We start from the raw sequence: 13,878 nt of genomic DNA on the forward strand, positions 1-13,878 counted from the left end.
TATGATAAAGAAAAAAATTCTTGTAACAGGTATCGTTCCTAAAGAGGGGTTAACAAAACTTTTTGAAAATTTCGATGTAACTTATTCAGATGGCGAACCCTTCTCACGCGAGTATGTGCTGGAGCATTTGCCCGAATATGATGGCTGGTTACTGATGGGGCAAAAGGGCGATAGAGAAATGCTTGATGCTGGTAAAAACTTAGACATCATCTCTTTGAATGCCGTCGGTTTTGATCATGTTGATATCGCTTATGCTAAGGAAAAGGGGATTGTGGTAGCGAATTCCCCCCAAGCCGTTCGAGTTCCAACTGCTGAGATGACTTTTGCTTTGATTTTATCAGCTGTTAAACGTCTGGCCTTTTATGATAAGATTGTCCGCAATGGAGAATGGATTGATCCCAGTGAACGCCGCTACCAAGGTCTAACGCTTGAAGGGGCAACATTAGGGGTTTATGGGTTTGGCCGAATCGGATCGACTGTCGCCAAACTGGCGCAGGCTTTTGGAATGAAAGTCATCTATAATGATGCCTACCGCTTATCAGACGAAAAGGAAAAAGAACTTGGTGTTACTTATGCTGACTTTAATGAACTGGTTGGGACAGCAGATGTTATTACCATTCATGCTCCCTTCCTGCCGTCAACTAAACATAAGTTTAATAGAGAAGTTTTCAAGGCTATGAAGAATCGCAGCTATCTTGTTAATGCTGCGCGCGGCCCGATTGTGTCAGAAGCAGATTTGGTAGAAGCGCTGGAAAAAGGAGAGATTGCCGGTGCCGGTCTGGATGTTTTTGAGTTTGAACCGCATGTTTCAGAAAAACTGCGTGCTCTGGATAATGTTATGATGGCTCCTCATGCGGGCACAGGTACTGTTGAGGGACGTCGGACTTTGGCAGAAGAAGCGGCAGAAAATATTCGTTCCTTTTATGCTGGACATCCTATCAACGTTGTTAATAAATAATTCTTAGATCAAGATTAGCTGTGCTCATCTATTTCGCTATTGACGGTTGTTTGCAAAAGGGGCTTCTGTGGTATGAGCTAAGGGGAAAAGAGAGTTTTAAGAGTACAAGATTTCTTCTCCTTGTGTTAAAAATCCCCCGCTACAGCCGATAGCGCAGGCCCAGCTATATTTTAATAGATAATAACGGAAACTTACCTAAGGAGATGAGGTTATCTTATGTTAGAAGCTCTGCACAATTTTTTTGATGCTTTTGGAGCATCAGTTGTTGTTCCTGTGATGATTTTTATTGTTAGTTTATGCCTAAAGGTTAATGCCAAGAAGGCTTTATTCAGTGCCCTGCGTGCAGGTGTCGGTCTAACAGGATTCAGCTGGATCATTTCCTCTTTTTCCCCCCTTGTCACTAAGTATATCAAAGCCATGGTTGAATCAACTGGTCTGAATCTGCCCATTGTTGATATTGGCTGGCAGACAGGGTCTCTGACCGCTTTTTCTTCAACGATTGGTTTATCATTTTTTGTCATTGGATTAGTAATTGAACTGGTCATCTTTTTGCTGGGGATTACACGCGTCTTTACCCCAGCTAACCTCTGGAACAACTTTGGTTATATGATTTGGGGGACGCTAGCCTATCAAGTGACCCATAATTTCCTTCTTTCCTTTGCCTTTATGGTTTTTGTTCTCCTCTACTCCTTAATCCTATCAGAAACTGTAGCTGACCGCTGGTCCGATTATTTTGGGATTAAGAATGCGACTGTGAACTCCATCCATAATATTGAAACCCTGGTACCTGCTCTTCTTTTGGATCCCTTGTGGAATGCTCTGGGATTGAGCAAGGTTAAGCTCAACCCAGATTCTCTAAAGGCCAAATTAGGTATCTTTGGTGAACCAATGACCCTTGGCTTTATCCTAGGTCTGATTATCGGTGTGTTAGGCAGTATTAGCCACCTAGGAGATATTAAGGCTTGGGGCGGCATTCTCCAATTTGCAGTAGCTCTAGCAGCTGTTATGACGATTTTTCCCTTGATTACCGGAGTTTTTGCTCAAGCCTTTGCACCTCTTGCCCAAGCCGTTGAACACAATAAGAAGAAGGAAAGTGAAGCAGAAGTCGCAGCAGTCAATAAGAAACGGTGGTTTATTGCAGTCGATGATGGTGTCGGCTATGGTGAGCCGGCAACCATTATATCTGGCCTGATTCTTGTTCCTATCATGGTACTTGTTTCCCTTCTATTGCCGGGAAATCGAGCTCTGCCAGTTGTTGATTTGATTGCTATACCCTTTATGGTGGAGTCTATGGTAGCCATCACTAAAGGAAATATTTTAAAAACAATTTTAAATGGCATTATTTGGTTCTCCCTAGGTCTCTATGCGGCCTCCTATCTTGGGCCAATTTATACCCAAGCTGTACAGCAAAACAACGCCTCCTTATTACCAGCTGGCGTGGCTATTATTATGAGTTTTAACCTTTTGGCTCATCCTTTGACAACCTTAATTTTTATAGCCTGGGTATCTGGGAATCCGCTTTGGATAGGCTTAACTATTATAATTTACCTTATCGCTCTGCTTTTGTTACGGACACGCCGTGACTCTATCTACACCTACCTTAATAAGATGGCAGATAAAAATAGTGGTTTTGAAGGAAGTTCTGAAAAAATCGTTCTCAGTGAGGACTGATGAACAAGCTAATGGAGGAAAAAACTATGAAAAAAATTGATGGACACGCTCATATTGTGGATGCTATCGCTGGCTTTAACGGAAAAGGTCGTTTGAATGCCCTTGGCGGCGGCTATGCCATTTGGGACGATGGTGAAGTTATTAAATTGATTGAAGATAATCATGGAGATAAAAATTTTCCAGCAGAATCGCTACTGGATTATATGGATGCTAATGATGTGGAAAAGGCTGTGATTTTGCAGGGGCACCTCAACGGTTATCAGAATTATTACACCTACCAGACCATTAAGAAATACCCTCAACGGTTTACAGGGGCTTTTTCGGTAGACCCTTTTGCAGATAATGCAATAGAAATTGTACAGCGTCATGTTGAAGAGCTAGGCTTCAGAGCACTCAAACTTGAAATCAGTCAGGGTGGAGGTATCCATGGCTATCGCGGCCTCAAGACCCCTTTTCGGTTGGATTCAGACCCGCATGTCAGCAAGATTATGACCTACTTGCTTGATTATCCTGGCTTTGTCATAACTGTTGATTACGGTAACTGGGACCAAATCAGTCATCAGCCGGATGCTATTGCCAACTTGGCGCGCGTTTACCCCAGCCTTGATTTTGTTATCTGCCATCTTTCTTTTCCGCATGCAGATAATCCAAACCGCCTGCGCGCGGAAATTAGCAGCTGGAAAGATCTAGAGAATATTTACACCGATATATCAGCTATTCAGGATATTGACAGGCCCGATAAATTTCCTTTTCCAAAATCGAAGAAGAATGTGCAAATTGCCAAAGAAATTCTCGGTGCTAAGCGCATTATTTGGGGAACGGATTCTCCTTGGTCAGCTACTTTTAACACTTATGAGGAGCTGGCAACGTGGCTGGAACATACCGATCTTTTTACGCGGGAAGAATTAGAAGATGTTCTCTATAACAATGCTGAACGTGTTTACTTTAAGCCAGAATTTGTCAAGGCTAATCACGAGGCTTTTGATCCAGCTACTAAAGACTTGAATTTATAGGCAATAGAGCTGGGAAGATTTCTCAGCTCTATTTATTTTTATAGGAGGTAACATCATGCGATATTTTTTAAGCATTGATTACGGTGGTACCAATACAAAATCTGTCATATTTGATGAAAATGGCCAGCAATTAGCTGTCTCATCTTTTGAAACATTGCGTATCGAAAATAAACCGGGTTACAGAGAAGTTGATCTGGAAGCAACTTGGCAAGCCATCAGCCATGCTACTAGGAAGGTTATTGAAAAATCTGGCATTAACAGTCAGCTTATTTCAGCAGTTGCCTGTATCGGACATGGCAAGGGACTCTATCTACTAGATAAAAAAGGACATCCTTTTAAACGCGGTATTCTTTCGACAGATAACCGAGCTGTAGCCTTAGGCCGGGAATTTGAGCAGCGTGTATCAGAAATTTGGCCCTTGACCCAGCAGCATATGGTTAGTGTCCAGAATCCCATTCTTTTACGGTGGTTAAAGGAACATGAATCAGAGCTTTATCAGGAAATTGGCGCCATCTTATCTGCTAAAGATTTTGTCCGCTTTAAATTGACCGATAAGATCAACCAGGAGTACGGGGATGCTTCGGGAAATCACTGGATTAATTTTAAAACTGGGACCTATGATGAAGCCATTTTAGACTTTTTTGGCATACCTGAGATGAGTTCTGCCCTCCCCCCTCTTGTTGATTATGCTCAAGTTGTAGGTGGCGTCAGCAGGGATGCTGCTCAAATGACTGGTCTGATTGAGGGAACTCCTGTTATTGGCGGTTTATTTGATATTGATGCTTGTGCTATTGGCTCAGGTGTCTTAGACAACGATGTTTTTAGCGTGATTTCAGGGACGTGGAATATCAATACCTATTCCAGCAAAACAGCGGCTGACCAAGTCAGCGGTCATATGAATTCCTACTTTCCTAACCGTGATTTTTTAGTTGAAGCCAGCAGTCCAACATCTGCAGGTAATCTTGATGCGGTTCTTAAAATGCTGATGGCCGAAGAAATCAAAAATAGTCAGCAGGAAGGTGGTTCGATCTACGATAACCTAGAAGTTTTTCTGCAAGAGACCAATGCTTCCTACACCCCTGTCTTATTTTTCCCCTTTCTTTACGGCAGCAATCTCGGTCAGGAAGCCAGAGCCAGTTTTTTTGGCTTAAGTTCAACGACCACCAAGTCTCATCTGATCCGTGCTGTTTATGAAGGGATTGTATTTGCACACAAACAGCATATCGATCAACTTGTAAAAACAAGGGGGCGCAAGCCAAAAAAGATCAGACTATCAGGTGGCGCTACTAATTCAAAAGCCTGGATGCAGATTTTTGCAGATGGTCTGGCCATTCCCATCGAAACTGTTGAAGGGAGTGAGTTGGGTGCCCTAGGAGGTGCGATCGCCTGTTTGCAGGCAATTGAAGGTTTGAGTTTAGGCGAAGCCTGCTGCAAGATGGTGAAACCTAAAGATTACTTTGCCCCATCTGAGGCAGAGCATGCCTGCTATGAAGAAAAATATCGCGTCTACCAGAGTCTAATTAAGGCTATGCAGCCAAACTGGGAATCATTAATTGCTCTGGAGAATCTTAATGAATTAGCCAAAAGGAGTTAGCATGAAAAAAGAGGATATTATCATTAACAGTATCGCCTTTTTAAAGGACTTACAGGCTGGTAAGACTCAGGAAGAATTGCTTGCAGATGTTCATGATTTAGGATTTAGAAGCTTTGAAGTCCGACGTGAATTTATTAATGATAGAAAGACTGAGCTTTCTGGATTAAAGAAAAAAGCTGATAGCTACGGAATATCGCTATTTTACAGTGTTAATGAAGATTTGTTCGTCAACAGCAAAGTTAACCCTTTACTGCCCGATCTTTTTGAGGAAGCAAGGGTTTTAGCAGCTCCTTTTATCAAGTTAAATACAGGTGACAGTCAGGGGGTCACTGGTCAAGAGTTAAAAAAATTATCAGCTTTCCCTCTTGATGAGACCGGTATACGGGTGGAAAATAATCAAACACCTTGTCATGCCAGTCTAGCCAACTGTCAACACACGATGAATATGATAGGGGCTGCGGCCTTGCCTATTAGTTTCGTGTTTGATACGGGCAATTGGGCCTGGGTTCATGAATCCATTGAAGAGGCTAAAGAAGCTTTAGCTTCAGTTACTACCTATCTTCACTGCAAGAATTATAAGCTGGTCAATAATAAGCCTCAGCTGAGCGTCAGTCTATTTGAAGGTGAGTTGGATATCCGTCGGCTTATAGAAGCTTTTCCTTCTTTAGAATATCTGGCTTTAGAGTACCCATCAACTTCTGAGGGGCTTAGGCGTGATGTGAATTGGCTCATTGGCCTTGATTAAAAACAAGAAAGGCTAATTTCCTTTTTGTTTAGAAAGGGAATTCAGGATAAAAACCTATTAGACAAGAAAGATTTCTTAGGGTTTTTAGAGACTCTGTGGGATTCATCTACTTTATAGGAGTTTCTTATACTCTTAAGTATTAATATCCTCGCAAACGATGAGAGGAGAAAAAAGTGATTTTTTTAGATAAACGAAGCTATGCCCTGCTCAATTATTTACTAAAGCTGGAAGAGCCAGAAACGATTATGGGCATATCAAAGGCTTTGAATCAGTCTCGGAGAAAAATTTATTACCATCTTAATAAAATCAATGAGGCTCTGCCCTTTGGAGTAGATAAAATTGTGTCCTATCCTAGGATCGGTATCGTATTGAATGCCCAACAAAAAATGGCCTGCCGTGATTTAATGAGCCGACTGGATGATTACTCTTATGTCATGAGTGTAGAAGAGCGCCAGCAGCTGATACTGCTCTATATCAGTGTAGCATCAGTCCGAGTAACAATTGATAGAATAATGAGTTTGACCGACGTTTCTCGCAATACAGTTCTAAATGACCTCCAAGAAATACGGCAGCAATTAGCGGATGATACCTTTGGAATTAATCTTCAAGTGAGCAAATCAGAAGGGTACTTTTTGGCCTGCCCAGCCCTGATCAAAATCCAATTTTCCTACAAACTCTTGCAAACCATTATTTATAAAGGTAGTGAGGCCTTCAAGGATATTGTTTACCTAAAAATTAAGGAATATTCGCCCAATAATCTTTATTTTTCTGAAAAAATGCGTGATTATTTAAGTGAGCAGGTAGAAAGACTGAGCGACAAATTGGGAAAAAAAGTCAATCGCTACGATCGTCAGTTTATGGCTAGGGCTCTCCCCTATTTACTAAGTGCTTATCGCAACATGGTCTTATCTAAGGAGGATAAACTTGCCTTCAAACGTGAGTTTACCCTAGCTCGGGAGCGTAAGGAGTACAGTTTGGTGCAAGATTTAGCAGATGGGGTTTATCAGACCTTTAATCTTCGGTTGGATGAATTGGAAAAATCCATTGTAGCTCTTTTAATTCTGTCTTTTCGCAAGGATCGTGATGAACATGCGGACAGCCATGATTATGATGATATGCGCCAGCAGCTGGATCTATTTCTAAAAAAATTTGAAACTCTCTATTATTATGATGGCTTTGAGCACAGGGAGCTGCTTCTAGACCAATTAGTTGCCCATTGTAAATCGATGCTTTATCGGAAAACCTTTAATATTCCTTCCATTAATCCTTTGACCAAGCAGATAAAAGCGACCTACGGGCAACTCTTTGCCCAGACAAAATCCTGTGCAGATATTTTAGAAAGGGCGTGGATTATTAGCTTGACAGACGATGATATCGCCTATTTAACCGTTCATCTGGGCGGAGAATTGGAAAGGGAAAACCAGACTGAAGCGCGGTTTGATAAAGTCAGAGTAACCTTGGTCTGTGATGATGGTGTCGGTGTCCAAAGATTCTTCCTGTGCCAGTGCCAGCGGTTACTTCCTCATACTCAAATTGAGGCCGTCTTTACATCAGAGCAGTTTCATAGCATTCATGATCTGTTAACATCAAGCTTTGTCATCACGACTACGGATTCAACAGTTTTAGAGTCACCAGTACCAGTCTTGCAGGTGCACGCTATCCTAACGGATGAGGACAGTGTCAGGATGATCCGCTTTATTCGAGGAGAACACGAGAAAGACAGCAGCCTTGAGGAGACTTTGCGGGCCTCTGTTCATCCCTATGTGAAGGATACCAAGGATGCCTATGCTCTGGTCAAAGAGATAGAAAAGATCTTTTATCAGGAGTTACTGAAAGATGTTAAAAATATATGAGGTTTCCCCAATCGACAGCCTAGTTTTGAACACAAAAAAGTGTGAGACTTGGTCTTTTGTCCAGTTATACCCAATAGTATACTGAGATTATAAGAAAACTATTTTTTGGAGGTATTAAAATGGCCAATGTAAAGGATATTACACGTGAGTCTTGGATTCTTTCGACTTTTCCAGAATGGGGAACTTGGCTCAATGAAGAAATTGAAGAAGAGGTGGTCCCAGAAGGCAACTTTGCTATGTGGTGGCTGGGTAACTGCGGTGTCTGGATCAAGACACCGGGCGGTGCCAATGTTGTCATGGATTTGTGGTCAAACCGCGGTAAACACACGAAACAGGTAAAGGATATGGTACGCGGTCACCAGATGGCTAATATGGCCGGTGTGCGCAAATTGCAGCCCAACCTGCGCGTGCAACCCATGGTTATTGACCCCTTTGCCATCAATGAATTAGACTACTACCTCGTTTCTCATTTCCACAGCGACCATATCGATATCAATACGGCTGCAGCTATTGTCAATAATCCTAAATTGGATCATGTTAAATTTGTCGGTCCTTATGAATGCGGTGAAATTTGGAAAAAATGGGGCGTTCCCGAAGATCGTATCATTATCATCAAACCGGGCGAATCTTTTGAATTTAAAGACATCAAGGTAACAGCTGTTGAATCTTTTGATCGGACCTGCTTGGTAACCCTACCGGTTGAAGGAGCAAACCAGCAAGATGGCGAATTAAAAGGTCTGGCTGTAACAGACGAAGAAATGGCTCGTAAGGCTGTCAACTATGTCTTTGAAACTCCTGGTGGAACGATTTATCACGGTGCAGATTCGCACTTCTCGAATTATTTTGCTAAACACGGTAAGGATTTCAACATCGATGTTGCTATTAATAACTATGGGGACAATCCAGTTGGTATCCAAGATAAGATGACCTCTATTGATCTTTTACGCATGGCTGAAAATCTGCGTGCTAAAGTTATCATCCCAGTTCACTACGATATCTGGTCTAACTTCATGGCATCAACCGATGAAATCTTAGCCCTCTGGAAGATGCGTAAAGAACGGCTGCAGTATCAATTCCATCCATTTATTTGGGAAGTCGGCGGCAAATATACCTATCCGCAGGATAAGGATAGGATCGAATACCATCACCCACGCGGTTTCGATGACTGTTTCGAACATGATTCCAATATTCAATTCAAGGCTCTGCTTTGATGTGACCCTTTGAAAATCCTAGATAATCAAGAAAAAACTTGACTTTAGATGGGACTGAGACAAGAGTCTCAGCTCCTCTTTTATTAGTAAGAAAAAATCCAATATAAAGAGCTAAGCTCAAGTTATATGAACTAGTTAGTTACTAAATAGAAAGAAGTGATACTATGACAAAATTTGATAGCAAGGGTTACCTTGCTAAAGTCGATGCTTGGTGGCGGGCGGCCAACTATATTTCCGTGGCTCAGATGTACCTAAAAGATAATCCTCTGCTTCGTCGTGAAGTAAGTAAAGAGGATGTCAAGGTCCATCCTATCGGCCACTGGGGGACTATTGCTGGACAAAATTTTATCTATGCCCACCTCAATCGTGTTATCAATAAGTATGATTTGGACATGTTTTACATTGAAGGTCCCGGTCACGGCGGTCAGGTCATGGTGTCTAACTCTTATATTGATGGTTCTTACACCGAGCGCTACCCCAATATTACTCAGGATGAAGATGGCCTTAAACAGCTTTGTAAAATTTTCTCATTTCCTGGCGGCATTGCCTCTCATGCAGCACCTGAAACACCAGGCTCTATCCACGAAGGTGGTGAGTTAGGTTATGCTCTGTCGCATGCTACAGGGGCTGTTTTGGATAATCCCGATGTCATTGCAGCGACAGTCATCGGTGATGGAGAAGCAGAGACAGGTCCGCTCAATGCTGGCTGGTTCTCCAATACCTTTATTAACCCAGTCAATGATGGGGCTGTTTTACCGATTCTTTATCTTAATGGCGGTAAAATTCATAATCCAACTATTTTATCCCGTAAGACGGACGAAGCATTAACCCATCTTTTCAAAGGACTAGGCTGGGAACCCTATTTTGTCGAAGGAAATGATCCTGAAATCATTCATAGTCAAATGGCTGAAACTTTGGATAAGGTTATTGAGAAAATCAAGGCCATTCAAACTCAGGCCCGCCAGAAATCAGCCGAGGAAGCTCAGCAAGCCCAATGGCCTGTTCTTATTGTACGAACACCTAAAGGCTGGACTGGTCCTAAAGAATGGAACGGTGAACCGATTGAAGGCGGGTTCCGAGCTCATCAGGTTCCTATTCCTGTTGAAGCTGGGCACATGGAAAATATTGATGTCCTGATAGATTGGCTCAAGTCCTATCGTCCAGAGGAACTTTTTGATGAAAAGGGCTATGTCAGAGAGGAAATTCGTGTGATTTCGCCCAAGGGCAATCGTCGCATGTCCATGAACCCTATCACCAATGCGGGGGTTGTCAAAAAACTTGATTTGGCAGATTGGCGCAAGCATGCCATTGATACGTCAAAACCTGGCAGTGTCATGAAGCAAGACATGATTGAATTTGGTAAGTATGCTGCTGATTTAGTCAAGGCCAATCCTGACAATTTCCGTATCTTCGGGCCAGACGAAACCAAGTCCAACCGCTTAAATAATGTCTTTACAGCGACTAATCGCCAATGGCTGGCCCCTCGTGACAAATCCTATGATGAATGGATTTCACCTGTGGGCCGTGTTATTGATTCCCAGCTCTCTGAGCATCAAGCAGAAGGTTTCTTAGAAGGTTATGTTTTGACCGGTCGTCATGGTTTCTTTGCTTCTTATGAATCCTTCCTGCGAGTGGTTGATTCTATGATCACCCAGCACTTCAAATGGCTACGAAAATCCAAGACCCATACGGATTGGCGTAAAAATTATCCATCTCTCAACTTGATTGCCACATCGACCGTCTTCCAACAAGACCACAATGGCTATACCCACCAAGATCCGGGATTGCTGACTCATTTGGCTGAGAAGACGCCTGAATACGTTCGTGAATACCTACCAGCCGATTCTAACTCCCTCTTTGCAGTCATGGAATACGCCTTAGCTGATGAAGATAAGGTCAATGTCATTGTCACTTCAAAGCACCCGCGTCCACAGTTTTACTCTGTTGCGGAAGCGCAAGAGTTAGTCAAGGAAGGTTACAAGGTCATTGACTGGGCTTCTAATGACCACGACGGAGAACCTGACATTGTCTTTGCAGCTGCAGGTACTGAACCTAATCTAGAGGTGTTAGCAGGAATTTCGCTTCTTCACAAGGCTTTTCCAGAAGTGAAAATTCGCTTTATCAATGTTGTAGATATCTTAAAACTCCGCTCACCTAAGGTTGATCCGCGTGGCTTGTCTGATGAAGCCTTTAACAAACTCTTCACTATAGATAAGCCGATCGTCTTTGCTTATCACGGTTATGAAGGCCAAATTCGCGATCTCTTCTTTAACCGCGACAATCACAAGGTTTACATCCATGGTTACCGTGAAAATGGGGACATTACAACGCCATTTGATATGCGAGTCATGTCTGAAATGGATCGCTTCCATATCGCTAAAGAGGCAGCCCAAGCTGTCCTTGGTGATAAAGCCCAAGGTTTTGCCCAAGAGATGGCAGACAAACTAGTCTATCACACCGCCTATATTCGTGAACATGGTGATGATATCCCAGAAGTCCAAAACTGGCAGTGGGAAAATATTGGCTAATATTAACAGAAGCAGGATTGAAAGATGATCCTGCTTTTTTAAGTATAGGTATTAGAATACCAGTAATTAAAAATCAGAAAAAACCTAGAAATTCTGCTACAATAACTATAAGTAATTCTTAAAATAGGAGAGTATTGTGCCAGATTTTAAATTAGTTGCAACAGATATGGATGGAACCTTTTTGCGGGACGATCGAGGATTTGATAAAGAGCGTCTGCACCGCCTGTTACCAAAATTTAGAGAACAAAATATTCTTTTTACTGTAGCCAGTGGACGTGCCATGTTGGCCTTAGAAAAGGTTTTTGAAGGATTTGAAAAGGACATCGCCTTTGTAGCTGAAAATGGCTCCTTTGTTCAGTATCAAGATGAGATTCTATTCGAAGCCCAGATGGATAAGGATTTCTATCTTGCTATTATTCAACTAATTGAAAAACTTCCTGACCTAAGTGGTTTTCTTTTATCGGGCCGCAAAGGGGCTTATACGTCTGAGAAAGCGCCTAATAGATATGTTACCTTTGCCAAATACTATTATGAAAATGTTCAACGTGTGTCGGATTTCTCTGCCCTTGATGATGATATTTTCAAAATTACAGTCAATTTTACAGAAAAAACAATCCATGAGCGTGAAGCTTGGCTCAATGAAACTTTGCACGGCGCAACTGCTATGACAACAGGTTTCCAGTCTCTGGATATCGTTCTTTCTAATGTTGATAAGTCAACAGGTCTGAGGGCGATGTGTCAGCAGTTAGGCTTACAGGCAGAGCAGGTTTTGGCTTTTGGTGACAATATGAATGATTACCAAATGATGACATATGCTGGAACAGCCATTGCTCCAGCGAATGCCCGTCAGGAAATCAAGGCCATCTCCAATGCTATTATTGGTCACTGCAATGAAGAATCGGTTATTGCTTATATGGAAGGATTAGTCAAATAAATGTCGGATATTAAACTATTAGCTTTGGACTTGGATGGTACCCTATTCAACAGCAAGAAGGAAATCAGCTCTGAAAACCGCAGAGCCTTAAGAGAAGCACATCTGCAAGGGATAAAGGTTGTGATTACTACGGGTCGCCCTCTCCCTGCTATCGGTAACCTCCTAGAGGAACTAGGGCTAATTAATTCAGATGATTATAGTATCACCTTCAACGGCGGGCTAGTTCAGCGTAATACAGGTGATATTTTAGCTAAACATGAATTAGCATTTACAGATGTTGAAAAAATTCATAGCATCCTAGAGCCACTCGGTCTTCCCGTAGATATTCTCAGTGACGGCCTTGTTTATAGCATCCCCAGTCAAGGGCATAAATCTCAGTACCACAAAGCTAATCCCCTCTTAACCTTTGTGGAAATTTCAGGCTTGTCTGCCTTGCCTAGAGACATCGTTTATAATAAAATAGTGACCGTGTGTGATAGCGATTATCTAGATCAACAAATTGCCAAGTTACCAGTATCGCTCTCTCACAGCTATGAAGTTTTCAAATCGCGAGACATCATCCTCGAAATTATGCCCAAGGGTGTTCATAAAGCGGTAGGCCTGCAGCTACTCTGCGATTTTCTCAATTTAGATCGCAGGCAAGTCATGGCTGTTGGTGATGAAGAAAACGACTTATCTATGTTAGCTTGGGCAGGCTTAGGTGTTGCTATGGCTAACGGTATTCCTAAAGTTAAGGAGACAGCTAATGTTGTCACAAGAAGAACAAATGAAGAATCTGGTGTAGCAGAAGCCATTGACCAGTATATTTTAAAGAAATAAGGAGATATTTATGGGATTATTTGATCGACTATTTGGCAGAAAAAAAGACAGGCAAGAGGAAGGTTATGCCTCAACAGAAGTGTCTGAATCCTTAGAGCAAGTGGGAACAGCTTCTTCTGAATCTTCTGAAACCAAAGAGCTAACAACTAGGTCCGACAGCCCACAGTTCTTTGAGGTTGGAGAAAAGCTTCAAGTGGAAGATGAGTCTGCTTTAACCCAACTTCCCCAGGATGAAAGCCAAAATGTGGATCCAAACTGGGTTGAGGATGTTTTGAGTTCCGAAAATTTTATGGCAGACTACAATGCCTTGAAATCTTCACTAGCTCAAGACAACGAGCTGTTGTCTGAAAATACCGCTGCCACCTCCGAAGCTTTGGCAGAGCTAGAAGATCAAGGCAGTGAAGATGGGGGTAAAGATGAGAGATTTAGTACTCTGTCGAATCAGGAAAAGACGAACCCCCTTGATCTTCAGCCTTCCCTTGAAGAAGATGAAGCTGTCTCGCCGGTGGCCGATAGTAATGGAGTGAGCGATCAGCTAGCGGATAACATTGA

10 protein-coding genes are annotated in these 13,878 nt (G+C 42.3%); all 10 read left to right on the forward strand.

Annotation, left to right across the window (positions count from 1 at the left end; translation table 11 throughout):
• The first annotated feature begins 1 nt into the window (after position 1).
• The gene (locus AC4HAO_RS05200; RefSeq protein ID WP_491134781.1) at positions 2-958 is read left to right on the forward strand and encodes an NAD(P)-dependent oxidoreductase; all 957 of its coding nucleotides are present in this window, start codon (positions 2-4) and stop codon (positions 956-958) included.
• A 216-nt stretch (positions 959-1,174) separates the two neighbouring features.
• On the forward strand, positions 1,175-2,629 hold the full coding sequence (locus AC4HAO_RS05205) for a PTS galactitol transporter subunit IIC (RefSeq protein WP_447451601.1): 1,455 nt from the start codon (positions 1,175-1,177) through the stop codon (positions 2,627-2,629).
• Between the two features lie 26 nt (positions 2,630-2,655).
• Positions 2,656-3,642, forward strand: a complete 987-nt coding sequence (locus AC4HAO_RS05210) for an amidohydrolase family protein (protein WP_491134782.1) — start codon at positions 2,656-2,658, stop codon at positions 3,640-3,642.
• A gap of 55 nt (positions 3,643-3,697) precedes the next feature.
• On the forward strand, positions 3,698-5,236 hold the full coding sequence (locus AC4HAO_RS05215) for an FGGY-family carbohydrate kinase (RefSeq protein ID WP_491134783.1): 1,539 nt from the start codon (positions 3,698-3,700) through the stop codon (positions 5,234-5,236).
• A gap of 1 nt (position 5,237) precedes the next feature.
• On the forward strand, positions 5,238-5,981 hold the full coding sequence (locus AC4HAO_RS05220) for a sugar phosphate isomerase/epimerase family protein (protein ID WP_491134784.1): 744 nt from the start codon (positions 5,238-5,240) through the stop codon (positions 5,979-5,981).
• Positions 5,982-6,154: 173 nt separating this feature from the next.
• Entirely contained in the window at positions 6,155-7,834 is a 1,680-nt protein-coding gene (locus AC4HAO_RS05225) for a BglG family transcription antiterminator (protein ID WP_491134785.1), read from the forward strand.
• A 119-nt stretch (positions 7,835-7,953) separates the two neighbouring features.
• Positions 7,954-9,045, forward strand: coding sequence for an L-ascorbate 6-phosphate lactonase (gene ulaG / locus AC4HAO_RS05230; protein ID WP_491134786.1), 1,092 nt, complete (start codon positions 7,954-7,956; stop codon positions 9,043-9,045).
• 164 nt (positions 9,046-9,209) lie between these two features.
• Complete coding sequence (locus AC4HAO_RS05235; protein WP_491134787.1) at positions 9,210-11,573, forward strand: phosphoketolase family protein; 2,364 nt, start codon at positions 9,210-9,212, stop codon at positions 11,571-11,573.
• Positions 11,574-11,709: 136 nt separating this feature from the next.
• Entirely contained in the window at positions 11,710-12,507 is a 798-nt protein-coding gene (locus AC4HAO_RS05240) for a Cof-type HAD-IIB family hydrolase (RefSeq protein ID WP_491092584.1), read from the forward strand.
• Positions 12,508-13,326 (forward strand): Cof-type HAD-IIB family hydrolase, encoded by an 819-nt coding sequence (locus AC4HAO_RS05245; RefSeq protein ID WP_491092582.1) that lies wholly within the window; start codon positions 12,508-12,510, stop codon positions 13,324-13,326.
• Positions 13,327-13,878 lie beyond the last annotated feature (552 nt).

It is taken from the genome of Streptococcus sp. ELY_137, from assembly GCF_058314515.1.